General features: G+C 63.5%; 22 protein-coding genes. 1 reads left to right on the top strand and 21 read right to left on the bottom strand.

The annotated features are described in order from the left end of the window. Positions 1-160: 160 nt before the first annotated feature. The 8 genes from rpsO to rimP all read right to left on the bottom strand — a co-directional run bounded on the left by rpsO (position 161) and on the right by rimP (position 9,505). On the bottom strand, positions 161-430 hold the full coding sequence (gene rpsO, locus N1058_RS03485; protein ID WP_265516098.1) for a 30S ribosomal protein S15: 270 nt from the start codon (positions 428-430) through the stop codon (positions 161-163). Positions 431-572: 142 nt separating this feature from the next. Next, entirely contained in the window at positions 573-2,291 is a 1,719-nt protein-coding gene (locus N1058_RS03480) for a sensor histidine kinase (RefSeq protein ID WP_265516097.1), read from the bottom strand. An 86-nt stretch (positions 2,292-2,377) separates the two neighbouring features. Further along, entirely contained in the window at positions 2,378-3,325 is a 948-nt protein-coding gene (gene truB, locus N1058_RS03475) for a tRNA pseudouridine(55) synthase TruB (RefSeq protein WP_265516096.1), read from the bottom strand. Between the two features lie 45 nt (positions 3,326-3,370). Then, on the bottom strand, positions 3,371-3,772 hold the full coding sequence (gene rbfA, locus N1058_RS03470) for a 30S ribosome-binding factor RbfA (RefSeq protein WP_265516095.1): 402 nt from the start codon (positions 3,770-3,772) through the stop codon (positions 3,371-3,373). Between the two features lie 210 nt (positions 3,773-3,982). Further along, positions 3,983-6,553, bottom strand: a complete 2,571-nt coding sequence (infB, locus tag N1058_RS03465; RefSeq protein WP_265516094.1) for a translation initiation factor IF-2 — start codon at positions 6,551-6,553, stop codon at positions 3,983-3,985. Continuing rightward, complete coding sequence (locus tag N1058_RS03460) at positions 6,550-7,185, bottom strand: RNA-binding protein (RefSeq protein WP_265516093.1); 636 nt, start codon at positions 7,183-7,185, stop codon at positions 6,550-6,552. The genes infB and N1058_RS03460 overlap by 4 nt, the downstream gene beginning before the upstream one ends. A 29-nt stretch (positions 7,186-7,214) precedes the next feature. Beyond that, the gene (gene nusA, locus N1058_RS03455; protein WP_265516092.1) at positions 7,215-8,840 is read right to left on the bottom strand and encodes a transcription termination factor NusA; all 1,626 of its coding nucleotides are present in this window, start codon (positions 8,838-8,840) and stop codon (positions 7,215-7,217) included. A gap of 53 nt (positions 8,841-8,893) precedes the next feature. Next, positions 8,894-9,505: a ribosome maturation factor RimP gene (gene rimP / locus N1058_RS03450; RefSeq protein WP_420847934.1), complete on the bottom strand. Its 612-nt coding sequence runs from the start codon at positions 9,503-9,505 to the stop codon at positions 8,894-8,896. A 283-nt stretch (positions 9,506-9,788) separates the two neighbouring features. Here rimP and N1058_RS03445 point away from each other — a divergent pair, with 283 nt between their 5' ends. Continuing rightward, on the top strand, positions 9,789-9,953 hold the full coding sequence (locus N1058_RS03445) for a hypothetical protein (RefSeq protein ID WP_265516090.1): 165 nt from the start codon (positions 9,789-9,791) through the stop codon (positions 9,951-9,953). Positions 9,954-10,023: 70 nt separating this feature from the next. Here N1058_RS03445 and trmB read toward each other — a convergent pair whose 3' ends face one another. The 13 genes from trmB to N1058_RS03380 form a co-directional block, all read right to left on the bottom strand. Continuing rightward, positions 10,024-10,722 (bottom strand): tRNA (guanine(46)-N(7))-methyltransferase TrmB, encoded by a 699-nt coding sequence (trmB, locus tag N1058_RS03440; RefSeq protein ID WP_265516089.1) that lies wholly within the window; start codon positions 10,720-10,722, stop codon positions 10,024-10,026. A 22-nt stretch (positions 10,723-10,744) separates the two neighbouring features. Next, a complete protein-coding gene (gene metK, locus N1058_RS03435) occupies positions 10,745-12,022 on the bottom strand; it encodes a methionine adenosyltransferase (protein WP_265516088.1) in 1,278 nt (425 codons plus the stop codon). Between the two features lie 189 nt (positions 12,023-12,211). Beyond that, the gene (locus tag N1058_RS03430) at positions 12,212-12,637 is read right to left on the bottom strand and encodes a helix-turn-helix domain-containing protein (RefSeq protein ID WP_265516087.1); all 426 of its coding nucleotides are present in this window, start codon (positions 12,635-12,637) and stop codon (positions 12,212-12,214) included. A gap of 121 nt (positions 12,638-12,758) precedes the next feature. After that, on the bottom strand, positions 12,759-14,324 hold the full coding sequence (gene lnt, locus N1058_RS03425; RefSeq protein ID WP_265516086.1) for an apolipoprotein N-acyltransferase: 1,566 nt from the start codon (positions 14,322-14,324) through the stop codon (positions 12,759-12,761). Positions 14,325-14,589: 265 nt separating this feature from the next. Continuing rightward, positions 14,590-15,648, bottom strand: a complete 1,059-nt coding sequence (locus N1058_RS03420; RefSeq protein ID WP_265516085.1) for a hemolysin family protein — start codon at positions 15,646-15,648, stop codon at positions 14,590-14,592. A 27-nt stretch (positions 15,649-15,675) separates the two neighbouring features. Continuing rightward, the gene (gene ybeY, locus N1058_RS03415) at positions 15,676-16,164 is read right to left on the bottom strand and encodes an rRNA maturation RNase YbeY (RefSeq protein ID WP_265516084.1); all 489 of its coding nucleotides are present in this window, start codon (positions 16,162-16,164) and stop codon (positions 15,676-15,678) included. Beyond that, a complete protein-coding gene (locus N1058_RS03410) occupies positions 16,157-17,152 on the bottom strand; it encodes a PhoH family protein (RefSeq protein WP_265516360.1) in 996 nt (331 codons plus the stop codon). Before N1058_RS03410 ends, ybeY begins: the two co-directional genes overlap by 8 nt. Positions 17,153-17,196: 44 nt before the next feature. Beyond that, positions 17,197-18,666: a tRNA (N6-isopentenyl adenosine(37)-C2)-methylthiotransferase MiaB gene (gene miaB, locus N1058_RS03405; RefSeq protein WP_420847943.1), complete on the bottom strand. Its 1,470-nt coding sequence runs from the start codon at positions 18,664-18,666 to the stop codon at positions 17,197-17,199. A gap of 79 nt (positions 18,667-18,745) precedes the next feature. After that, complete coding sequence (olsA, locus tag N1058_RS03400; RefSeq protein WP_265516083.1) at positions 18,746-19,540, bottom strand: lyso-ornithine lipid O-acyltransferase; 795 nt, start codon at positions 19,538-19,540, stop codon at positions 18,746-18,748. Then, positions 19,541-20,047, bottom strand: a complete 507-nt coding sequence (gene rimI, locus N1058_RS03395; protein ID WP_265516358.1) for a ribosomal protein S18-alanine N-acetyltransferase — start codon at positions 20,045-20,047, stop codon at positions 19,541-19,543. Beyond that, entirely contained in the window at positions 20,047-20,715 is a 669-nt protein-coding gene (tsaB, locus tag N1058_RS03390; RefSeq protein ID WP_265516082.1) for a tRNA (adenosine(37)-N6)-threonylcarbamoyltransferase complex dimerization subunit type 1 TsaB, read from the bottom strand. The genes rimI and tsaB overlap by 1 nt, the downstream gene beginning before the upstream one ends. 27 nt (positions 20,716-20,742) lie before the next feature. Then, entirely contained in the window at positions 20,743-22,917 is a 2,175-nt protein-coding gene (locus tag N1058_RS03385; RefSeq protein ID WP_265516081.1) for a malate synthase G, read from the bottom strand. Between the two features lie 111 nt (positions 22,918-23,028). Continuing rightward, complete coding sequence (locus N1058_RS03380) at positions 23,029-25,044, bottom strand: hydantoinase/oxoprolinase family protein (RefSeq protein WP_265516080.1); 2,016 nt, start codon at positions 25,042-25,044, stop codon at positions 23,029-23,031. Positions 25,045-25,326 lie beyond the last annotated feature (282 nt).

The following is a 25,326-nucleotide window of genomic DNA, read 5'->3' as shown; positions in this document are numbered from 1 at the left end:
GTTGCAAGCATCCTGCAATCCTGCCCCATGACCTGTCCGTCTGCGGCAGTCTCCTTGTTTCCCTCCCTGCTGGAGGAAGGGCCGGAGACGGCCCTTTGCCCTTGCGTCCTGACGCCTGGGCATATGGAGGCGGACGGCCATGGCCGCCCGCCATCCACTATTAGCGACGCAGTCCGAGCCGCTCGATCAGCGTCTGGTAGCGGCCTTGGTCCTTCCCCTTCACATAGTCGAGGAGGCGGCGGCGCTGCGAGACAAGCTTGAGCAGACCACGGCGGGAATGGTTATCCTTCTTGTGGTCCTTGAAATGCTCGGTCAGGTTCTTGATGCGCTCGGTCAGGATGGCAACCTGGACCTCCGGTGAGCCGGTGTCGCCCGAAACGGTACCGAATTCCTTGAGAAGTTCCTGCTTGCGCTCGGCAGTAATCGACATCGAATTTTCCTTTCTGAATTGGAGGAATGTGACGCCCGAAGCCGGGATGTCGTCCAGCAAGGGCCATTTACATGGCGTATTCACGCGATGTCGCCGCGCATATAGGGCAAAAAGCGGCGGATTGCCAGCGAAAAGCGGATTGCTAGTATTGGACCGGCGAAACGGGCGCGCGCTCGGGCACCAGGCGTTCGACGGGGATGCGGAAGACGCACTCGAGCCCGTCCCGATGAAAGATGCGGGAAATCGTGGCATCGAGGGTTCCACCGACCATCCTCTCGATGATCTCCGTACCGAAGCCGCGTTTCACAGGTTTGCGGCGCAGACGCGCCACATATTCCCGCCAGGTGATCACCAGCATGTCGTCCTCCCGATGCCAAGAAAGCACCAATCGGCCTGTCGAACTGGCAAAAGCGCCATATTTCGAGGCATTGGTCGCCAGTTCGTGTATGGCAAGCCCGACCGTCTGGGCCGCCTGGTTGGAAAGGCGGAAAGGAGGGCCGGAAACCTCCAGCCGCCTTTCGGCCTCCGGACGGAAAGGCTCGATCTGAATCAGAAGCAGCTCGCGCAATTCAACGCCGCCCGCGCCACCCGCGATGAGAAGGTCCGTGGACCGCGCCAGCCCATAGACACGTTTCTGGAAGGAATCCTGGAACGTTGTAAGTGAGCGGGCGCTGCGCGCCGTTTGCTTGGCCATCGAAGCGACGACGGTGAGCTGGTTCTTGGCTCGGTGAGCGACTTCCCGCATAAGCAGGCGGATGTCGTTTTCAGCCTTCTTGCGGTCGAGCGAAGCCTGGGCCAGGGCGTATGACACCGTCGTCACCTCTGCAATGGGATAATTGATCGCCTCCACCGGATCGCCCGCCCCCAGGCGCCGCGCGTCTTGGGCGAGCCTGCGCACAGGCTTGGCAATCTGCCGGCCAAGTATCCAGGCAGCGCCCGTGCCGATGGCGATGATGACGAGGCTGCCGATGACGAGCATGTGCAGCGAGCGGCGCATGGGCTGTTCTACCGAAGACGACGACGCCCAGACGACCACCTTCCAGCCGCTGTAGTTGGATTCATCCACCACAGCCACGTAGTCCTTGTCTTCAAGCGGGTCGCGGGCGGTGACGGCGGTCGGCCCGCCGTCTTGCGCGCCGAGTTCGAGGAAGAATGGCTTGCCCACGTGGGACGACATGAAGGAGGAAGCGATGACAGTGCCGTCGCGATCCAGAAGCGTGGCGTTCCATCCGCCACGAAGCAACTGCTGGGACAGTGTATCGGCCAGGGTTTCGGCGTTGCGCGTCATGATGAGGAGGCGGGGAGGGCCCGTTTCCGGCAGGAAGGGCACAATGACGTTGAAGACCCATCTCTGCGATGTCTTGCCGGCGAACACCCCGGAGATCGTGGCAGCCCGCGCCTCTAGTGCAGCGCGCGCGGAGCCCGGGTCGGAAGTGGGCCCGAGTTCGGTGCCGTAGGGCACCCGGGTATTCAGGAGTTGCATCATGTTCTCATCGAGCAGGATGAGATATGAGCCGGTTCCCATCAGCGCCGATCTTGCCCTGTCGTAAAAGTCGCTGAACTGGTCATTCGCCAGCGATGGCGTCGTGGAAAGCACCCGTAGAGTGGTCATCATGCCGCTGATTTCGCGGTCGACCGCCTCCGCCATGGACCCGGCCATAGCCTCGGCCAGCGTATGGACGACTTCGCGCTGGGCCTCGTCGTTGCGCTTTAAAAGTATCGCGGAAACGGCGATCGCCGGCACGATGGTCGCTGCGATCAGCAGGAAAAGACAGAATCCTATCGGCAGCGGTCCGATACGCCGAAATGGCCAGCGCCGCTCAGGTTCGGTCGTATGGGGGTCGTTGTTCTGCTTCTGCACCTTGCCCCTGCTGTGCTCTATGCCACACCCACCCCTATCAATGCGGAACTCGGCAAAGCGTTGCAAGCATGGCCTGGACCAGGCTGTCAGTTAGGCGCGATGCCGAAAACCCGTTTCGGCTTGAACATGCCGGCCTCGACGGTGCCCAGCGCCACCAGCTTGCCCCGCGCGCTCGCCCACGCTTCGGGCGCCTCCACTGGCGCATCGCGCCCACGCACGATAACCGGGTTGCCAAGCCGGATGCGCGTTGCAGCGTCGTCGCTCAGTGCCACTTCCGGAAGCCCGCCCAGGGCGGCGGCGATATCCATGATGAAGGGATCGATGGCTGCAAGGCGCTCCTCCTCCGTCTCGGCCGCGTCGGCCGCTGCCTCGAGTGCGGCCAGTTCCACCATATGAGAAGCTTCGAAAGGGTAGACCTCCACGCGCCGCAATTCGGCGATATGCCCGTAGCATCCCAGATCCCGCCCGAGATCGCGGGCGATGGAACGAACATAGGTGCCCTTGCCGCACTCGATTTCGAAAAGCGCGGAGTTTTCATCCGGCAGCGCGACGAGGTCGAGGCGCCCCACTTCAACCTCGCGTGCAGCGATCTCGACGGTTTCACCCTCGCGGGCCAAATCATAGGCGCGCTCCCCGCCGATCTTGATGGCCGAGAACTGCGGCGGCGTTTGCATGATGAGGCCTGTATAGTTCGGCAGCAATGCACGGATGTCGGCCTCGCTGGGCCGGATATCAGAGGTCTTCGCGACGGGTCCTTCAAGGTCGTCGGTCGTCCGCTCTTCGCCCCAGGTCACGGTGAATCGGTAAACCTTGGCGCCTTCCATCACATAGGGCACCGTCTTGGTCGCCTCACCCAGCGCGATAGGCAGCATGCCGGAGGCCAGCGGATCGAGCGTGCCGGCATGGCCGGCCTTCTGCGCCTTGAACAGCCATTTGATCTTAGCGACGGCATCGGTGGAGCCCATGCCCGCCGGCTTGTCCAGCACGATCCAGCCGGAGACGGGCCGGCCTTTTTTCTTTCCTCGACGAGCCATCAGGCTTCATTCCTTTGTTGTTTTCCCGACAGACCGTGTTGCAGCTCACTCACCGTTGTCATCGCCCTCTTCGAGGTCGCGGGAGACCTCCGGCGATTTCAGAAGACGATCGATCTTCTCAAAATTCTCAAAACTCGTGTCGATACGGAACCGCAACTCCGGCATGTATTTCATCTGCCTGAGCGAAGGAGTCACTTTTCCGCGGATGAAGCGGGCATTGCGGTTGAGCGCGGTCACGACCTCATCCTTGTCCCCGGCGCCAAGCGGCGAGACATAAGCTGTCGCGACCTTCAGATCGGTCGACATGCGGACCTCGGTCACGGAAATCACGGCGCTCGCCAACTGCGGGTCGTTCACCTCGCCGCGCTGAAGAACTTCGGACAGGGCATGGCGCACTTGCTCGCCGACACGGAGCTGACGCTGGGAGGGACCAGTGGAGGACGGCATGGGGCACCTTGCTAAGGAGAATGTTCCAATATCCGGGTTCAAATGACGTGAGCTGCTCGCGTATCATCACCCCGGAAGCCCGTGGGCTGTCCGGGGTCGATCGACTGATGCGCCGCACATCCTTGCGAATGCGCGAGGGGCCTCGTCCTTGGCGTCTTGCCGGGCTGTGTTCCCACGCCGGGCAAGCATGGCCTGACAAGCATGGCCTGATCAGAGCGTGCGCGTCACCATCTCGACGCGGTAGGCTTCGATCACGTCGCCGGCGCGGATGTCCTCGTAATTCTCGAAGGCCATGCCGCATTCCTGGCCCGCCGGCACCTCGGACACTTCATCCTTGAACCGCTTGAGGGTCTTCAGCTTGCCTTCGTGGATCACCACGTTGTCGCGGATCAGACGCACGCCCGCTCCACGCTCGACCTTGCCTTCGGTCACGCGGCAACCCGCCACTTTGCCGGTCTTGGTGATGTTGAAGACCTCGAGGATCTCCGCATTGCCAAGGAAGGTCTCGCGACGCTCCGGCGAAAGCAGGCCGGACATGGCCGCTTTGATGTCGTCCACCAGATCGTAGATGATGTTGTAATAACGGATTTCGATGCCCGACTGCTCGGCCGCATCGCGCGCCTGCTTGTTGGCGCGCACGTTGAAGCCGATGATCGCGGCCTCGGACGTCTCGGCAAGCGAGATATCGCTCTCGGTGATGGCGCCGGCGCCCGAATGGACGACGCGCGCCCGCACCTCGTCGGTGCCCAGCTTGTCGAGCGCCGTCACGATGGCTTCGATCGAGCCTTGAACGTCGCCCTTGATGATAAGCGGGAATTCCTTCAGGCCACTGGTCTGAAGCTGCGACATCATCTGCTCGAGCGAGCCCCGCTGGCCGGCCTGGCGGGCCACCGCCTTTTCGCGGGCAAGGCGCTGGCGGTATTCGGAAATCTCGCGCGCCTGCGCTTCGTTCTCCACAACCGCGAAACGGTCGCCCGCTTGCGGTGTGCCCTGAAGGCCCAGAACCTCGACCGGCGTGGAAGGTGCCGCTTCCTTGAGCTGCTGGCCACGCTCGTTGACGAGCGCGCGCACGCGGCCCCATTCATTGCCGGCGACCAGGATGTCGCCCGGCTTCAGCGTGCCGGCCTGCACCAGGACTGTCGCTACCGAGCCGCGGCCGCGGTCGAGCTTCGCCTCGATCACGACACCCTCGGCCGTACGGTCCGGATTAGCCTTCAATTCGAGGATTTCGGCCTGCAGGACGATGGCTTCCAGGAGCTTATCGAGATTGAGGCCCTTGATGGCCGAAACTTCGACGTCCTGCACTTCGCCGCCCATGGATTCCACGAAAACTTCATGCTGCAAGAGCTCGGTCCGCACCTTCTGCGCATTGGCTTCCGGCTTGTCGATCTTATTGATGGCGACGATGATGGGCACACCGGCAGCCTTGGCATGGTTGATGGATTCGATCGTCTGCGGCATCACGCTGTCGTCCGCTGCCACCACCAGAATGGCGATATCGGTGGCCTGTGCGCCGCGGGCGCGCATGGCGGTGAAGGCGGCGTGGCCGGGCGTATCGATGAAGGTAATGGTCTGGCCATCCTGCTCCACCTGGTAGGCGCCGATATGCTGGGTGATGCCACCAGCCTCGCCGGAGACCACATTTGCCTTGCGGATGGCGTCGAGCAGGGAGGTCTTTCCGTGGTCGACATGGCCCATGATGGTGACCACCGGCGGACGCGACTTCATGTCTTCCGCCTTGTCCTCGACGTTGAACAGACCCTCCTCGACGTCGGATTCGGCGACACGCTTGACCGTATGGCCGAATTCCTCGGCCACCAGTTCCGCTGTGTCTGCGTCGATAACGTCGCCGGGCTTCATCATCTGGCCCTGCTTCATGAAATATTTCACGACGTCCACGGCGCGCTCGGCCATACGCTGGGCGAGTTCCTGGATTGTAATCGTTTCCGGCAGCACCACCTCGCGCGCGATCTTCTCGCGCGGTTCCTGAGACTGGGCGCGCTTGAATTTTTCCTGGCGGCGGCGCATCGAGGACAGTGAGCGTCCGCGGCTGTCGCCATCGTCTGAAAGGGCTTTGTTGAGCGTCAGCTTGCCGCGCCGACGCTGGTCCTCGACGCGCGGCTTGGCGGGGCGGGGCGCTTCGGCTGCAACCTTTGGCGGCACGCCGCGTTTTGCGGCAAGCGCGCCGCGGCCTTTCCCTTCATCGTCGAGGCTGCCGTCCGGAATGACGACCTGAGGCTCGGGCGCACGGCGTTCGGCTTCTTCCTCGGCGCGCTTGCGCGCTTCGGCTTCGGCCTTCAGGCGTGCTTCTTCCTCGGCCTGGCGGCGTGCGGATTCTTCGCGTTCCTGCTGGCGGCGCGCCTCTTCCTCGGCCCGGCGCTTGGCGTCTTCTTCGGCGCGCTTGCGCTCTTCCGCCTCACGCACCTTGGAATCCTGCAGCGCACGGCGGCGGGCTTCCATCTCGTTGGTCGAAAGCTCGTTCAGGACCACGCCGGAGCGGCTGCTTGGCTGCGGCCTGGGTGCCGGACTTGGCGCCGGTGCCGGCGCGGGCGCCGTTGGCGTGGCGGCAGCCGGTTTAGGTGTGGCGACAGGCGCCGGCTCCGGCCGCTCGTCCGGGCGCGAGAATTTGCGCTTTTTGGTTTCGACAACGACAGCCTTGGTCCGCCCATGCGAAAAATTCTGACGCACCGTGCCCTGCTCGACGCCTGGGCGCTTCAGTGTCAGTGTCTTCTTCGGGTTGACGCTCAGCGTCTTGTCGTCACCGGATTTCGTATCAGTCATTCCATATCCTCTGCGGCGCCCGCTGCGCCTGACACGGCGAAATCGGGTTCGATGTCCCTGTATTTCGCCAGTGCCCTGATGCGCTTCAGCGCTGCCTCGCCCGGCCCCTGGCCGAGCACGGCAGCATGTATCACATTTGTCGCTCCGAAAGCCAAACTCAATTCGGCTTCGCTAAAGAGCCTGAACGCCGGCATGTTCTGCCCGCCGGCATGGGCTAGAGATCGTCGCGCCGAAGCAATCTTTCGAATGCCGTCCTCCGATGCCTCGGCGGCATGCAGTACGCCCGCGGCTTTCCCGTTGCGCACGCTTGCTTCCACTTTCGCAGCACCCAATGCCACGGCTCCGGCCTTTCGCGCAAGGCCAAGCGTGCCGAGAGCGTGCGAGACATAGAGCATTTCGACACGTTCGGCCAAGTCGGGCGGCACTTCGACCGCCATCTTCAGCGCACGGGAAAACAGGTTTTTCGCCGCCGCCTTCTCGACCAGAGAACGCTCAGCGCCGACCCAGCAGCCGCGCCCTGGCAGCTTTCGCTTGAGATCGGGAACGACCGAGCCGTCCGGGCCGGCGACGAAGCGTATCAGCTCGTCGGCTTCCCGCGCTTGGCGTGTCACAATACATGTGCGGTCGTTCATCGCGTTCCACAAGTCCCCGCGTCGGCATTTCAGCTTTCCGCGGTCTCGGTTTCCCCGGAGGCTTCTGCATCGGCGGCTTCGTCGCCTTCTGCGTCGGCCTGAAGGTCTTCTTCCGTGATCCAGCCCACTTTCATGCGGGCGGCGACGACCATCTGCTCGGCTTCGGCGCGCGACACATCGAAGTTGGAAAGCACGCCCTCCATGAACTTCGTCTCGCCTTCGGCGCGTTCCTTCCAGCCGACCAGGTCATCCACGGCGTAACCGGCGAAATCCTCGACCGTTTTCACGCCGTCTTCGCCGAAGGCGACCATCATGGCCGTCGTCACACCCGGAATTTCACGCAACTCGTCCGCGACACCCAGTTCCTTGCGCTTCGCATCGTGCTCGGCCTCGATACGTTCGAGATATTCGCGCGCACGCGCCTGGATTTCCTCCGCCGTATCCCCGTCGAAGCCTTCGATAGAGGCGATTTCGTCAGCCTCCACATAGGCCAGTTCCTCCACGCTGGTGAAGCCCTCGGAGGCGAGCACCTGGCCGACCATCTCGTCAACATTCAGAGCGTCCATGAACAGCGTCGAGCGTTCGACGAATTCCTTCTGGCGGCGCGAGGATTCCTCTTCCTCGGTCAGGATATCGATGTCCCAGCCGGTAAGCTGCGAGGCAAGCCGCACGTTCTGGCCGCGCCGGCCGATGGCCAGAGAAAGCTGGTCGTCCGGTACCACCACCTCGATGCGCTCTGCATCTTCGTCCAGCACCACCTTGGCGACTTCCGCCGGCTGCAGCGCATTGACGATGAAGCTCGCGGCGTTGTCGTTCCAGGGAATGATGTCGATTTTCTCGCCCTGCAGCTCGCCGACGACGGCCTGCACACGGCTGCCGCGCATACCGACGCACGCGCCGACCGGGTCGATCGAGGAATCGTGGCTGATCACGGCGATCTTGGCACGCGAGCCGGGGTCGCGGGCAACCGACTTGATCTCAATGATGCCGTCGTAGATTTCCGGCACTTCCATCGTGAAGAGCTTCACCATGAACTGCGGATGGGTGCGCGACAGGAATATCTGCGGCCCCCGCTGCTCGCGGCGCACGTCGTAGACGAAGGCACGCACGCGGTCGCCATATTTGAAGATCTCGCGGGGGATGAGCTCGTCTCTGCGGATGATGGCTTCGCCACGTCCCAGATCGACGATCACATTGCCGTATTCGACGCGCTTGACGGTGCCATTGACGATCTCGCCGATGCGGTCCTTATATTCCTCATACTGGCGGTCGCGCTCGGCCTCGCGCACCTTCTGCACGATCACCTGCTTCGCCGATTGGGCGGCGATGCGGCCGAAATCCATCGGCGGAAGCTGTTCGGCAATGAAGTCGCCCACCTGCGCGTCGGGGTTGCGGGCGCGTGCGTCCTTGAGGGAGATCTCGCGAGCCGGTTCCTCCAGTGTTTCGACCACTTCCATCAGCCGCTGCAGCTTCATTTCGCCGGTCTGCGGATTGATGTCGGCGCGGATGTTGGTCTCCTGGCCATAGCGCGAGCGCGCCGCCTTCTGGATGGCGTCGGCCATTGCGGCGATGACGATCTGCTTGTCGATCGATTTTTCGCGCGCCACGGCGTCGGCGATCTGCAAGAGCTCCAGCCTGTTTGCACTGACTGCCATTTCGGTCTCCCTAAGCATGCGGGCGGGCGTCTGGGCCTGCCGGCAAGAAAATTCTATTCGTCGGTCTCGATTCCGGCGTCATCGCCCTTCCGCCGCGCCTTCTTGCGCTGGCGGCGCTCTTCCTTGTCCTTCTTCAGCGCCTCGCGGACGAGTGCGTCGGTCAGGACCAGCTTTGCCTCGGCGATGGCGTCGAGCGGGATGACCGCGCGCGCTTCCTCGCCTTCGCCAACCTTGTCGCGATCGATCGTCAGCTTTTCCGCATCGCAGGCGATGATCTGACCCCGAAAGCGCTTGCGTCCGGCTACCAGAACGGCGGTTTCTACCTTGGCCAGATGCCCGATTGCCGCCTGGAAGTCGCTCAGCCGCACGAGAGGACGGTCGATGCCTGGTGAGGATACTTCGAGCTGGTAGGCGCTGTCGATGGGATCTTCCACGTCCAGCGCCGGCGATACGGCGCGGCTCACTTCCTCGCAGTCCTCTACGGTCATGGAACCGTCGGGCCGTTCGGCCATGATCTGCAGCGTCAAATCGTCCTGGGCAAGCAGCCGCACTCGTACCAAGCGATAACCCACCGCCTCGACAACGGGCCGAACGATGGCGGCGACGCGTGCATCGACGCCGCTCTCGCGGATAATGCGGTCGTCCTGCATCGTGCTGTCCTGCATCAAGCCTCAGTCGCTCTTCTGTCTCGAAGGCCTTGCGGCTAACAAAAAAGAGCGGGACCGGTCGGACCCACTCTTCGCCACTAAGACCAAGAATTTGACGTTCATATAGCCGAGCGGGACCGATTATTCAAGCACCATGGCCATCCCGGCTCTTTTTAGGCGCTGTGGGAGGGGGAGTGCATGCTGCAATGCACACAGCGCATGGTTGCCTTGTCGAAAGAGCGCTACCGGTCGGGTCCGGAAAGGCCTATCTGTATTGCAGCGCAACATATGGAGAATCCAGATGAAAACCCGCAAATTCGTGACCGGCGTCGGCGAATTCTTTGATTTCATGGGCAGCGCCATGGCAGTGTCTGCCGCCGTACGCAACCGCCAGCCCGCGCGCACGACCGACCTGCAGCGCCTCGGCATCGATCCGGAGCAGTTCTCCCGGCTTCGCCGATACTGATCAGGTCTTTCCTGACTTGATTTAGCAATTCCGGACGGAAACCAGGTTTTCCGTTTTTTCCGGAAGTGCTCTACCTGCGCATGAAGGTGAGATAGGCAGGCCTGCGCCCTTCGCGCAACGCTTTCGCCTCATAGCGCGTGCCGGGCCATCCCTCATAGGGGGTATGCCAGTCCTCTGCGCTCTCCGCCTGCCATTCGAAATCGGTGTGTGCCCGGCAGTGCTGGAGCGTCCAGTTGACATAGGTGTCGATGTCGGAGGCGAAGCGGAACCGTGCTCCGGGCCGCATGACGCGGGCAAACCGTTCGAGATTCGCTGGGCTGACGAACCGCCGCTTCCAGTGCTTCTTCTTTGGCCATGGATCTGGATACAGAAGGTCGATCCCGGCGATCGATCCTGCCGGCAGCCAATCCAGCAGCCGTGTGGCGTCATCGTCGTAAAGGCGGATGTTGCCCGGCTCCTGCCCGTCGAGCTGCGCTGCCAGTTTCGCCATGCCGTTGACGAAGGGCTCGACGCCGATAAACCCGGTCCGCTCGAGCCTGGTCGCCTCATGGAGAAAATGTTCTCCCCCGCCGAAACCGATCTCCAAGCGCACACTATCCACCGCTTCGGAAAACAGCGACGCGAGATCCCTTGGCGCCGGCGGGCCAAGGTCAAGGCGAAGCGCTTCGAGCGCTTTTTCGAGTGCGGCCAGTTGCTGCGGTCGCAGCCGCTTTCCGCGGCGGCGACCGAAGAAGGCTTCGCTCGCCCGCTCGGGATGATCGGCTGTCATTGGTATTACCCGGCTTAGCCCTTCAAGCTGCCTTGGCGAGTGCCTGCCTGAGCGCCTTGGCGAGGTCGGTCCGCTCCCACGAGAACGATCCGTCGCGCCCCGCCTTGCGGCCGAAATGGCCATAGGCGGCGGTCTTGGCATAGACCGGCTTGTTGAGGTCGAGATGGCGGCGGATGCCGGAGGGTGAGAGATCCATCACTTCCCGAATGGCGATCTCGACCTCTTCCTCGGTTACCCGGCCCGTGCCGTGCAGGTTGACATAGACCGAGAGCGGCTGGGCGACGCCGATCGCATAGGAAAGCTGAATCGTACAGCGGTCGGCAAGCCCGGCCGCCACGACGTTCTTGGCAAGGTAGCGCGCCGCATAAGCCGCCGACCGGTCGACCTTGGTCGTGTCCTTGCCGGAGAAAGCGCCGCCGCCATGGGGTGCTGCGCCACCATAGGTGTCGACGATGATCTTGCGGCCGGTCAGTCCGGCATCCCCGTCCGGTCCGCCGATGACGAATTTGCCGGTCGGGTTGATGTACCAGTTGCAATCGTCGGCAATGGCAAGTCCGCCGCTGGAAAGCGCTTCGCGGATATAGGGCTCGACGACCTGGCGCACCTTCTTGTTGTCCCAGCTGGCATCCAGATGCTGGGTGGAAAGTACGATCTGCGTGGCTTCCTTCGGCTTGCCGTCGGCGTAATGCACGGTCACCTGGCTCTTGGCGTCGGGACCGAGCTTTGCGGCATCGCCGATACCGGATTTGCGGGCATCGGCGAGAAGCTGGAGGATGCGGTGGGCGTAGTAGATCGGCGCCGGCATCAGGTCGGGCGTTTCGCGGCAGGCATAGCCGAACATGATGCCCTGGTCGCCCGCGCCTTCCTCGCCTTGCCGGTCGGCGGCGCTGTCGACGCCTTGGCCGATGTCGGAAGATTGGCCGTGCAGCAGCACGTCGATCTTGACCGTCTTCCAGTGGAAGCCTTCCTGCTCATAGCCGATGGCCTTGATTGCGCGTCGGGCGGCGGAGCGGAATTTCGACGGGTTCACGGCCGGGTTGCCGCTCTTGTCGAGCACGGTATTGCCGTCCTTGTCCTTCTTCAGGAGGCTCTGCGGAACGCGCACCTCGCCGGCTATGACCACTCGGTTCGTGGTGGCCAGCGTTTCGCATGCGACGCGCACCTTCCAGGGGTCCATGCACTCCTTCTTGGCTTCGCGATAGACAAGGTCCACGATTTCATCGGAAATCCGGTCACAAACCTTGTCCGGATGCCCTTCGGAGACGGATTCACTTGTGAAGAGATAGTTCTGGCGCGCCACGGGTAACCCCTCTGAGAAAAAACGCCGGCACGGCGCCGGCCACTGGCGGCACCTTGTTACTCAATGGCAGATGAAGAGGTCAAGAATTATGGCACGCCGGAGAGCCGTCAAACGCATTATGTATCATCGCCGTCACATCCAAAATGCGGCAGCCGATGCGGCAAAACGGTCTTGTCTGCGGCGCGCGTCCTATTCGGGACTTGCTGCCGTATCCGCGGCGAGAGCCTTGACCAGATCCAGTACCTTGCGGCGCACCTTCGGATCAGCGATCTTCACGAATGCGCGGTTAAGCTGGATGCCCTCGGAACTGTTGAGGAAATCGGCGACATAGGCCGTTCCATCTTCGGCCATGCCGGGGGCAGGTGTTCCGTCTTCGCCCGGCGCACCTTCGAAAAAGAACGAGACGGGCGCGTTCAGGATGGACGCGATCGCCTGCAGGCGGCTTGCGCCGACCCTGTTGGTGCCCTTTTCGTATTTCTGGATCTGCTGGAACGTAATGCCCAAGCTATCGCCAAGTTTTTCCTGACTGACACCCAGCATGTTACGGCGAAGCCTGATTCTGCTCCCAACATGTATATCAATCGGATTAGGCTTCTTCTTGTTGTTCTTATTCATTTATCCCTCGCCGAACTACCGGCATATCGTCCGACTCTCAACCGCTCTTCCCAGTTTTGGCCACCAGAACCAGCGCGTGAATAGTCGGCTTATCCACTATGTGTAGCAGGAAAGCACAATGTCAAATTGAGCGCCCCCGCTTGCTTAATAGCAGCGCAAAAATGGCAAAAACAGCGATAAATGAAAGCCCTTCTGTCCCAAAAACAGCAAATTTCGGGCATTTTGCACGCATGACAGGAAACTCGACGTCCGCGATACCGTTGGCGTTGTCGACAAGGCCGTCAAGGATGCGTCCATGGGGATCGATGGCGGCCGAAATACCCCCGTCGCTCGCCCGCACCATGCTCAAACATGCCTCAGCGGCGCGATATTGCGCCTGCCGCAGGTGCTGGTAGGGCTGCGGCGTACCCGCATAGACACCATCGCTGGCCAGCGCGACGATGATGTTCGCGTCTTCCCCAGTGTCCCGCGCGGCGAAAGTGTCCCGCGCGGCGAACGGGATCACCGTTTCGTTTCCCAGCAGAGGAAGTGCGGCAAGTCCCTCGCTTATGCGAAAAAGACGGCGTGACGCGCCTGGCGTGTATCCTGAAGCAAGGCCGGTCCACTCGAAACCCAGACGGCGGAGGTGATCGGCAAGAGGTACGTAGTCGGCAAAAGGAAGCATTCGTGTCTGATCCGCCGCATCGGCAATCTCGCCGGCACTGTTGATCTGAATGGCGGCGTTGTAGATTCGGCGGTCCGCATTGCCCGCCCCGGATTCGGCGCGCAAGGCACCCGCGATCAACGTCTGGTCCCGCCCGATAGCCTCGCCCAGCGCGTCCAGCACCTCGGCCCGCTCCGACAGCACGAAGGGCAGCGCCCGCTCGGGCCAGACTATGAGCTCGGGCGCGCGCCCCTCCCACATCGGCGGCGTCCGTGAAAGCCCGATGAAGCTTTCGGCATCGTTCTCTCTCGCCGGTCCCCCGATCTGTACCAGGCGGATAGGGATGGAGTGCTCGGCATCGGTCGTCTGGGACATGCGGAAGAAGCCATAGCCGACCGTCGCGACGACGATGGCCAGGGCGACCGCCAGACCGCTGCGGATATGCTTCCGCCCGCCCAGAAGGGTAGGCGCTGCGAACACGAACACCGCGATGGCGCTCATACCGGCCGGCCCGGCGAAGGGCAGAAGCTGCATGAACAGAGGCGAAGGCATGGCCGTGTAGCCTATCGCGTTCCAGGCGAACCCGGATAAGGTCAATGCCCGCAGCCATTCGGCAAAACCGAACCCAAAGGCAAGACCGGCGATGCGGCCCAGCCCGTTATCCCAGAAAGGTCGCGCAAAAAGGGCAGCGAGACCGTAAGTGACCGCCAGCAGTGCAGGCAGGCCGACGGTCACGACAGGCAGGGCCCAGGCCTGCTCGCCCCCGTTGGAAAGCAACGGTACACCTACCCACCACATGCCGGCGAGGAAATAGCCGAAGCCGAACCACCAGCCGGTCGAAAAGAAGGGAAAGGTCCGGCCAAGGAAGCCCCCTCGGCCTACTGAGCCATCCAGCAGCCAGACCAACACGGGAAAGGCGATGAAGCCGGCGGCTGGAAAATCGACGGGCGCGAGCGCCAGCGCGGCCACCGCACCGGCGACGAGACCGCAAAGCCTGCGCGGCCAGCCCCAGAGCAAGATCACCCAGCCCGCGAGACTTTCCATGGTCTGGTTTATGCCCCCGAATCAAAGACCGGAATCTAGCAGTTCGGCATGCAGCCTTAAACCATGGCAGAGCGGCGTCTTGGCTGGAATTTTGCATTGCGGCCTACAAGGGGCATCCCCCAGGCGTTTGGCGGGACATCGAGCAATTGGCCGGAGCCTGAGTTGATCCTTGTGTCGTCGGTGCAGCTTCGCTGACATCAGGTATGAAAAGGATCTTCTGCCATCCACGGCCAAGACCCGACCTGACACATTGCCCAGGCGTCGATCACTCCTCCGCAGACTTTGCCGGCCGGCGTCTGCGGTCGGTTGCGCGGCCCTGGACAATACGCACGCGCTTCACGCGCCGGGGATCGGCGTCGATGACGTGGAATTCGAAGCCGGGTATGGCCTGCACGACTTCGCCGCGCGCCGGAACCCGGCCCAGCGCATTGAAGATCATGCCCCCGATCGTGTCGACTTCCTCGGCATGTTCGCCTGCGTTGAAGCCCGCGCCGATGGCCTCCGCCACATCCTCAATCTCGGCCTTGGCATCGACGATGAACACGCCGTCGCCCTTCTGCTCGATCAGCGGCTCGTCTTCATCGTGCTCGTCCTCGATGTCGCCGACGACCATCTCGACGATGTCCTCGAGCGAAACGAGACCGTCGGTGCCGCCATATTCGTCGATGACGAGCGCCATCTGAATGCGGCCAGCCTGCATCTTGGCCATGAGATCGGAAGCCAGCATGGACGGCGGCACGAAAAGCAGCGGCCGCATGATGCTGAGTTCGCCAATCGTCTTCGTGAGGTCGATGCTGCCGAGATCCAGGGGCGGAGACTGCACGGCCGCCTTCGCGGTCCGTCCGCGGCCTTTTTTCTGGCGGGAAGAGCGGATGAGATGCCCCACGACATCGCGGATGTGCACCATACCGCGTGGATCGTCCAGCGTTTCGCCGCAGACCGGCATGCGCGAGTGGGCGCAACGCTCGAAAGTGGTCAGAAGCTCGCCGAGCGTCGTGTTCAGGTCCACCGCCTCGATGTCGGCGCGGGGCACCATCACATCCTCTACCCGCAATTCCCGCAGGCGAAGAATGTTCTTCAGCATTGCGCGTTCGCCGGGCGAGAAAGACGCTCTGCCGTGGTGTTGCTCGTCCAGCGCATCCGCCAAGTCGTCGCGCAACGAATTGCCGTTGCGCACGCCCAGATAACCCACTATGCGCTGCATCAAGGGCGCGCGGTGCTGGATGTGTTCTCGGGGTCTACTAGATCCCTCTTCGCCCTCGGAAGGCTGCTCGGCATGGCTGGAAGGCGCATCGCCGACTGTGGTCGCGGAAGTTTCGGTCATCGTCCTTCGATCGTTCAAAACACACAATTATGCATAGGGGTCGCTGATCGCAAGTCCCTCGAGCACCCGTCGTTCCATCGTTTCCATTTCTTCGGCTTCTTCCGGGGTTTCGTGATCATACCCCAGAAGGTGAAGAAAACCGTGAATGATCAAATGGGTCAAATGATGATCGAAGGTCTTTCCCTCCGCTTCCGCCTCGCGCGCAACAGTCTGCCGGGCGACGGCTATATCGCCGATATAGGAATCGTCCTCGCTTCCTGGAACGGCGGCCGCGGGAAATGACAGCACATTGGTGGCCTTGTCCTTGCCGCGAAAGCGGGCGTTCAGATCGCGTATGCTTTCATCGTCGGTAAACATGACCGTCAGACCGATGGGCCGGCTCGCGCCGGCTTCTTGCACAGCTGCTTCGATCGCGCCGAGGGCGAGGTCGCGCAAGCTCTCCTCCCTTGGCCAGCCATCGGCCTCGATGACGCATTCTACGGAGATGATAGGCTGGCTCGTGTTGTTCTCAGCCATTGTCTTCCGGTCGGGGCGTCGGCTGGCGCGACGTGCGGTCGTATGCCTCCACTATGGCCGCCACCAGAGGATGGCGCACGACGTCCTTCTCATCGAACTTGACAGTGACGATGCCCGGCACGTCCTTCAATACGCGCAGCGCTTCGATCAATCCCGATTTGGTGTTGGGCGGCAGATCGATCTGGCTTGGATCTCCGGTCACGATCATGCGCCCGTTCTCGCCGAGCCGGGTAAGGAACATCTTCATCTGCATGGGCGTGGTGTTCTGCGCCTCGTCGAGGATGACGACGGCGTTGCCCAGCGTCCGACCGCGCATGAAGGCCAGCGGCGCCACTTCGATGACGTCGGCGGCCAGAGCGCGTTCCACCTTGTCAGCCGGGATCATATCGTAAAGCGCGTCGTAAAGCGGCCGCAGATAGGGATCGACCTTCTCGCGCATGTCGCCGGGTAGAAAGCCCAGCCGTTCGCCGGCTTCCACCGCGGGGCGCGACAGCACGATTCGGTCGACCATGCCGCGCTCCAGCAGCATCGCCGCATAGGCAACGGCCAGGAATGTCTTTCCGGTGCCGGCCGGGCCGATGCCGAAGACGAGTTCCGAGCGCTCCAGCGCACGCATATAGGCGTCCTGATTCGCCGAGCGGGCATAGACTGTGCGTTTGCGGGTCGATATCTGCGCCGCAGCCAGCTTGCCCCTGCCTTCCATCGTTGGCAGGCTCAGCTGGTCTTCGGCGGCCAGCGACAGACGCACCGCACCGTCGACCTCCGACGTGTTCAGCTCGGTTCCGCCCTGTACGAGCGTATAGAGATAATCCAGCGCCCGGCGCGCCTGCTCGGCCGCCACCGGCTCGCCCTTTATGGCGATCTGATTGCCCTTGGAGTGGATGTCGACACCCAGCTTCTGTTCGATCCGGGCCAGATTCTCGTCAAATGGCCCGTAAAGCGCGCCTGCAAACTTGTTGTCGTCGAAAGTCAGTACGATATGCGCCATGTCCGACGCCCCGGAAGGCGTATTCTTCAGCTCGCTGCTGGCGGTCAAACGCTTACCCCCATCTGGGCTTCCTCCTGAGCCGGAGCCCTTTTTGCTTCGACGGCCCTGCTTGGGCTATCGGTCGAACCGGCAAACAGGCTGTTGGTTCCCGCACTGCTGATTCGTACCGTGATAATGTCGCCGATTTCGCCGGCGCTTTCATCAACAATCACTGGCTGCAGCCAGGGTGAGCGCCCGACAAGCTGTCCCGGATGGCGGCCCGGCTTCTCAAGGAGCAGATCCATCGTCCGCCCGACCAGGCTTTGGGTGAAGGCCCGCTGCTGCTCGCCGAGCAGGGCCTGCAGCTTCTGCAGCCTTTCATCCTTCACCGCCTCCTCGACATGGTCGACCATGTCGGCACCCGGCGTGCCCGGCCGTGGCGAATATTTAAACGAGAAGGCCTGGGCATAGCCGACCTCGCGCACGATGCGCATCGTTTCCTCGAAATCGGCGTCCGTCTCGCCGGGAAAGCCGACGATGAAGTCGCCCGACATGGCGATATCGGGCCGCGCGGTACGAATGCGCTCGATCAGCCGCAGATAGTCGTCATGGGTGTGCTTGCGGTTCATCGCCTTGAGGATACGGTCGGAGCCCGACTGGACCGGCAGGTGCAGGTAGGGCATCAGCTTGTCGAGGTCGCGATGCGCCGCGATCAGCGCGTCATCCATGTCGCGGGGATGGCTGGTCGTGTAGCGCAGCCGGTCGAGACCCGGTATCTCGGCCAGACGAAACAGCAGTTCGCCCAGTCCCCATTCGCGGCCGTCTCCGCCGTCCCCATGCCAGGCATTCACGTTCTGGCCCAGAAGCGTGACCTCGCGCACGCCGCCCTCGGCCAGCCGCTCGGCCTCCGCCACGATCTGCGCCACCGGCCGCGAGACTTCCGCGCCGCGCGTATAGGGTACCACGCAGAAGGTGCAGAACTTGTCGCAGCCCTCCTGCACCGTCAGGAATGCCGTCACGCCGCGCTTGCGCACTTCCTGGCGCCGCGGCTGGGGTAGGTGCTCGAATTTGTCTTCGAGCGCATATTCGGTTTCGACGATCTTCTCGCCGCCCCTGGCCCTGCCGACGACCTGCGGCAGGCGATGATAGGTCTGCGGACCGATGACGAGATCGACCACCGGCGCCCTGCGCAGGATCTCGCGTCCTTCCGCCTGGGCGACGCAGCCGGCGACGCCCACGACCGTCTCCAGCCCCTGCCGGGCGCGCTCTTCCTTGAGCTGCCTTATGCGGCCAAGCTCGGAATAGACCTTCTCCGCCGCCTTCTCGCGAATGTGGCAGGTATTGAGAAGAACGAGGTCGGCGTCCTCTATCGTTTCCGTCGGCCCATAGCCGTCCGCGGCAAGCGCGTCGGCCATGCGCTGGGAATCGTAGACATTCATCTGGCAGCCATAGGTCTTCACGAAGACCTTTTTCGTGGCCGCTGGATGAGCTTCCTGCATTCCGGCCGGGTCGGCGAATGGCCCAGCGATTGGCATAGTGTTGTGTTCCATGCCGGTTTCCTAACGTTTTTGCGTGTCAAAAAACAGACGGTTTTTGCCCTTGGAGGCGCTCAAATCAAGATTCGCGCCCGCGCAGCGCCGTGATGAGCAGGTGGCGCACCGCCTCTTCGGTCTGCCGCGCGATCTTCTTGCGGCTGCCGTCGGCCGCAAAGGCGAAGGGCTCGCCAAAGCGAACCTCCACGTCGAGCGCGCCGCCCTGGAGAATCTCCCGGAGATGCGGAAACAGGTCCATATCGCCGATCCAGGCTATGCGCCCGCGCTCGCGGCGGTCGAGCGGCAGTCCGGCCTTGCGCGTATAGGCGATGGCCACCGGCTGCACGTGCACCTGGACTTCCTCAAGAGCCGAAAGCGCAAGCTGCGCTGCCCCGAAAAGCGTGCTCTTGAAAGGCAGCACCCGGTTTCCGTCGCTCGTCGTGCCCTCGGCAAACAGCACCATGGGATCGCCATCGGCCAGCCGCGCGGCAATTTCGCGCGCTTGCTCGGGCGAGGTGCCGCGCTTTTCCCGCTCGACGAACACCGAACGCTGAAGCCGGGCAAACGTGCCCAGCACCGGCCAGGACTGCATTTCGGATTTGGCGATGAAATGCACGCCGGAAAGCGAGCCGAGCACCAATATGTCGGTCCAGGAAACATGATTCGCGACGATCATGAGCGGACCGTTGCGCGCCAGCTTCCCCTGCCGCCGTACTCTTATGCCAAGCACCCGCAGCGTCAGCCAATGCCACAGGCGCGGAGCGATGCGCTCGTCGGGCCAGCCGGTCCGCAGCGCCAGCCATTGCGCCCCCATCAGCGGCAGTGTGTAGACGGCGACGAGCAGGAGCGCGCCGTAAAGGCGGATCGCATGATACATCTATGCTCGCCGCTCGCGCATTCCGCGCCGCATGATCAGGGCGCTCGTTCTCCGCGCCGCCTCGTCGCGATAATAGTCCGGGCGCGAGCCCACCTGCTGAAACCCGAGCCGCCGGTAAAGCGCGATTGCCCCGATATTCGTCTCGTCCACTTCCAGAAACAGCGCCTCGGCACGCTCGGCGTGCAGATGGCGAAGGACTGCGTCCATAAGATTATATCCCAATCCACGGCGGCGCAGCGCGCGCGACACGGCGATGGTCAGAATCTCGGCTTCGCCGGCGGCCAGGCGGGCCAGCACGAAACCCTGCGGCTTCGCGCGCGCTCGGCCTTCCTCGATGGCGGCAAAGCCGAACACCGTCTCCTGCGCAATCAGCGCGGCGAATTCCTCGTCGGACCACGGGCGGGCGAAGCTCTCCTCATGCAGCGCGGCCATCGCGTCGCAATCGTCGCGTTCGAGCGGGCGTATGATGAAATTGCGGCGCCGGAAGCGCCCGATAGACAGCGCCATCATGCGTCCTTCAAAGGCAGGGCAAAGGCCGTCTGCGGCTTCGCGTCCGGCCCGCGCAGGTAGAGCGGAACGGGTTTCGGACGGTCAGCATTTTGCGCCGCAAGCCGCGCATAGAACACGATGTCCGCGGTGGCCGAAGCCAAGACGGCATCGACAGAGGCCGAACCGGCAACCTTGTCGCCGGCATCGCCGGCAAGAATCGGATCGCCCGTCAGCCGTTTTGCGATATCCGCCGCGGTTTCGAGCAGCGGGCCTTCCACAAGCCCGCCCGCGGCATCGTAGCGCGCGTAGGCAAGGCTTTCGCCGCGATTGCCGGTGACGACCACGACGTCGCGGCCGGGATGCGCCTCGCGCACCTGCGCCGCGAGCGCTTCGAGTGCATTGATTCCGATGGCGGGGATGCCCAGCGCCAGTGCCAGCCCCCGCGCTGCCGAAACACCTACGCGCACGCCGGTGAACGAACCGGGTCCCACATTCACCGCCACCGCCTCCACCGCCTCGAAACCGAGCCCGGCATCGTGCAGCGCCTCTTCGATGACCGGCATGACATGTTCGGCATGCCCCTTGCCAAGGTCCAGCACCGCGCGGCCGAGTTCCGCCTGCTTGCCCGCGTCATAAACGCAGGCGGCGCATAGCGAGGCGGCGGTGTCGATGGCGAGGACGATCATGGGAGATGCATTCCGTTTGACCAGCAGTTATGCAATCCGGCCGGCCGCCTTCAGCTCCAGCCGCCGCCTGTGGAGCACCGGCTCAGTGTAGCCGTTGGGCTGTTCGCGGCCCTTGAAGACGAGATCGCAGGCCGCCTGGAAGGCTGTGGATCCGTCGAAATCCCGCGCCATCGGACGATAGTTCGGATCGCCCGCGTTCTGCCGGTCGACCACCGCGGCCATGCGCTTCATCGTCTCCATGATCTGTTCCTTGCTGGCGATGCCGTGGTGCAGCCAGTTCGCCATATGTTGCGCCGAGATACGCAGCGTCGCGCGGTCTTCCATCAGACCGACATCGTTTATGTCCGGTACCTTCGAACAGCCGATCCCCTGGTCGACCCAGCGCACGACGTAACCGAGGATCCCTTGGGCGTTATTATCCAGTTCCTGCTGGATTTCCTCCGGCGCCCAGTTCGGCCGGGTGGCGACTGGCACGGAAAGGATATCCGAGAGCTTGGCGCGCGGCCGGCTTTTGAGGCTCTCCTGCACCTCTTTCACATCCACCTGGTGATAATGGGTGGCGTGCAGTGTGGCCGCGGTGGGCGAGGGCACCCAGGCGGTGTTGGCGCCGGCCTCGGGATGGCCGATCTTCTGCTCCAGCATGGCCGCCATCAGGTCGGGCATGGCCCACATGCCCTTGCCGATCTGCGCATGGCCTGAAAGCCCGCATGCAAGGCCCACATCCACGTTCCAGTCTTCGTAGGCTTTGATCCAGGTGGCCTGCTTCATGTCGCCCTTGCGGATCATCGGGCCGGCTTCCATCGAAGTATGGATCTCGTCGCCGGTGCGGTCGAGGAAGCCGGTATTGATGAACACCACGCGCTCCGATGCGGCCCGGATGCATTCCTTGAGATTGACCGTCGTGCGCCGTTCCTCGTCCATGATGCCCATCTTCATCGTGTTGGGCTTCATGCCAAGCGCATCCTCGACCCGGTCGAAGAGCTCGACCGCGAAGGCCACTTCCTCAGGGCCGTGCATCTTCGGCTTGACGATATACATCGAGCCTTCGCGGCTGTTCAGGTGCCTGCCGCCGGGACCGATGTCGTGCAGCGCGATGAGCGCGGTGAACATCGCGTCCATGATGCCTTCCGGCACCTCCTTGCCTTCCCGGTCCAGGACCGCCGGATTGGTCATCAGGTGGCCAACATTGCGCACCAGCATCAGCGAGCGGCCCTTGAGGCTGCGCTCGGAACCGTCTGGACCGTTGAAGGTCCGGTCGGGGTTGAGCCTGCGCGTGAAGGTTTCGCCGCCCTTCGTGACCTCTTCCTCCAGGTCGCCCTTCATCAGGCCGAGCCAGTTGCGATAGACGAGGACCTTGTCCTCGGCGTCGACGGCGGCCACCGAATCCTCGCAATCCATGATTGTCGTGAGCGCCGATTCCAGAACGACGTCGGCAATGCCCGCTCTATCGGTTTTGCCGATGGGGTGCTCGCGGTCTATGACGATCTCGGCATGCAGGCCATTCTTCTCGACCACGATGGCGCGCGGCGAGGCAGGTTCCCCTTCATAACCGAAGAACTGTACGCTCTCCTTGAGGCGCGCCTGGCCTTGCTCCGTCTTCACGAAGAGTTGGCCATCCTCGATGGCAAACCCGGTAGCATCCGCCCAGCTTGCGTCGCCGAGCGGCACACTTTTGTCCAGGAAATCCCGCGCCCAGGCAATCACCTTCTCGCCGCGCCTGGGATTGTAGCCCTTGCCCTTTTCCGCCCCGCCATCTTCGGAAATGGCGTCGGTGCCGTAAAGCGCGTCGTAGAGCGATCCCCAGCGGGCATTGGCCGCGTTCAGCGCGTAGCGCGCATTCGTCACGGGAACGACGAGCTGGGGGCCGGCGATCTGCGATATTTCGGGATCGATATTCTCGGTCGTCACCTGAAAATCGGGTCCCTCCGGCAGCAGATACCCGATGTCGCGCAGGAAGGCTTCGTAGGCATCAAGGTCCGAAGGCGCACCGTTCTCCCTGTACCATGAGTCGATCTCCGCCTGCAGTGCGTCGCGCCGGGCCAAAAGGGCGCGGTTTTTGGGCGCCATCGCATGAACGATGTCCGAAAGCGCCCGCCAGAAAGTCTCCGCGTCGACACCGGTGCCCGGCAAGGCCTCGTCGACGGCAAAATCAAGCAGCTCCCGCGCGATCTTCAAGCCGTCGGTTTCAACGCGTTCAACCATTTCCACTTCTCCGTAAGCACTGCTTTTCCAATTCTGCCGGCGTTTTGATCACGCTGCGCACGCGCGGTCAATTCACTCGGATTCCGACGCCCTGTTCACCGTGCGGGTCCCTCATGCGGCAATGCGCGGCCGGCCCGAAGCCCGCGCCGTCACCTTGGCCTCGATGAAGATGCGCTGTCCGTCGACCTCGGTGGCCGAGATGTCGCGGCCGACGGTGATCACGCTGGTTTCCGCGCCGGCTTCCGCCGCCCGCAGCGCCGCCAGCCCGCGCGCCTGCTCTTCCGCAAACCCAATGGCGGCCGCCTCGTCGGCGAAATCGCGGATCGAAGCGCCGGCGCTCACCCGAAACGAGCCTTCGCCGAGCCTGCTGACCCTGGCCTTCGCGACGGCGGAAACCCGCCCCGCAACCGCGCCCACCGCATTGGCGACGTCCATATGCTCCGGCAGCACGCATTCGGTCCCCAGCAACGTTCCCAGCCCCGCATAGTGCAAGGCCGCTGACGCACCGAGACCGACCACCGGCCGGTCGAGCGACAGCGCGATGCGCGTGATGCCCTGGGCGCCGTCGAGCGCGCGCTGGATGACGGTGTTGCGCGCCGTCATGGCGCTGTCGAACCCGTCTTCGGCCAGCGTCGTGTCGAGGATGGCCTCGGCCGAAAGCCGGGTCAGACGCGCCAGCACGCGCCGGCTGATTTCCACGCCGTCCCTGGCGATCGGCTGCCCGCGACCATCCCGACGCCGCGCGAAAAGGGCCGCGCCCGCCCTTGCAGCGTCGCTGTTCCATGTGGCCTGCCGCCCCGCCGCATGGGCCGCGTCGGACGGCGTGAAGCCGCAGATCAGCGCCAGGCCGCGCCCCACCAGGCGCTGAAGGACCGCCTGTTCCATTCCGCCGCTGATCAGCCGGTCGAGCGCCTGCGGTCGCTCCGACAACCGCTCGTAAAGCCGCCTTTCAGCCTCGGTCAGCCCGGCGGCGAAACGCGCCGGCAGCCCGGCCGTGAACGCGAACCGGCCGTCCAGCCTGCCGGGCTGTATCTGGTTCAACTGCCGCTCCAATTCGGGCAGCACCACGCCCGGATGCAGCGTTTCGGCAAGCGACAGCGGGGTCAGCCGGCGGGGACCGAGCCTTAGCACGGGCTCCAGCGCACCTTCTTCCAGGCTTACCTCCGAATCGCCGCCGAGCCCGTAGGTGCGCATGGCGACCGCCTCGACCATGGTGCGGTAGCCGCCCACCATGGCGCCTTCGGGGTCCAGCCTCGGCTGGCCTCCCGCCAGAAGTGCTATATCGGTCGTCGTTCCGCCGATATCCGAGACGATGGCGTTGTCGATGCCGGTGAGGCAGTGCGCGCCGACGAGGCTCGCCGCCGGGCCCGACAGAATGGTCTCGATCGGCCTGTCGTGGGCAAAGCTTGCCGAAACGAGCGCCCCGTCGCCGCGCACCACCATCAGCGGAGCCTCAATGCCGCGCGCCGAAAGGAATCGCTTGGTCGAGAGGATAAGGCGGTCGATGAGACCGATGAGGCGCGCGTTGAGAAGCGTGGTCAGCGCCCGCCGGGGTCCGCCCAACCTGGCCGAGAGCTCGTGGCTGGCCGTCACCGGCAGCCCCATCCGCGCCCGCAGCATTTCGCACATCGTGATCTCGTGGGCAGGATTGCGGACCGCGAAATAGGCGCAGACGGCAAAGGCCGTCACATGGGCGCCATGCGCATTCAGCCAGGGTTCCAGCCCCGTCATCTCGAAGAGGTTTTCATTGCCGTGCACGTCGTGCCCGCCCGGCACGAAGACGACGGGATCACCGCCGAGAGCCGCGCGCAACCCCGCACGGTCGAGGTCGGCGTCACCGAATCCGATCATGACCAGCCCGACCCGTCCGCCCTGACCTTCGACCAGCGCATTGGTGGCGAGTGTCGTCGACATGGAGACGAGGCCGATCGCGTCCGCTTCGAACCCGCCTTTTTCCAGCACGGCATTGACGGCGCCGCCAATACCGAGCGTCAGGTCGTGCCGTGTCGTCAGTGCCTTGGCCTTGGCCAGCACGCCGCGCGTTTCGCAATAGATCACGGCGTCGGTGTAGGTCCCGCCCGTATCTATCCCCAAAAGAAGCGCCTCGCGCCTGTCACCCTGGTGCATGCCTGGAAGTCCGACCTTGTCATCAACTCCGGGCTTTAGCCGAATGCGAGGGCTTGCGAAAGCCCGCCCGGCCACGACGGAGGCAACCCTGCGATGTGCGAAACAGCATTCTGGAGGTCGGTCGGTTTTGGCGGACTAAAGGGCCGTCTGGAATCTGGGCGCGGCAGGCTGCGCTGGTCGCCGGAGCCGGAAGCCGGCCTTGCCGGTGGTGCTCACACTGGAGGTCGCGACCAAGCAGTCGACGGCAGGATCTCCGACCGGCGGCGAAGGTCCCGTGCTGTG

Source organism: Nitratireductor luteus (genome assembly GCF_026162365.1).
Classification (GTDB): Bacteria; Pseudomonadota; Alphaproteobacteria; order Rhizobiales; family Rhizobiaceae; genus Chelativorans; species Chelativorans luteus.
The sequence above is the reverse complement of the archived record's forward strand: the minus strand, read 5'-3'. Positions and strand labels throughout refer to the sequence as shown.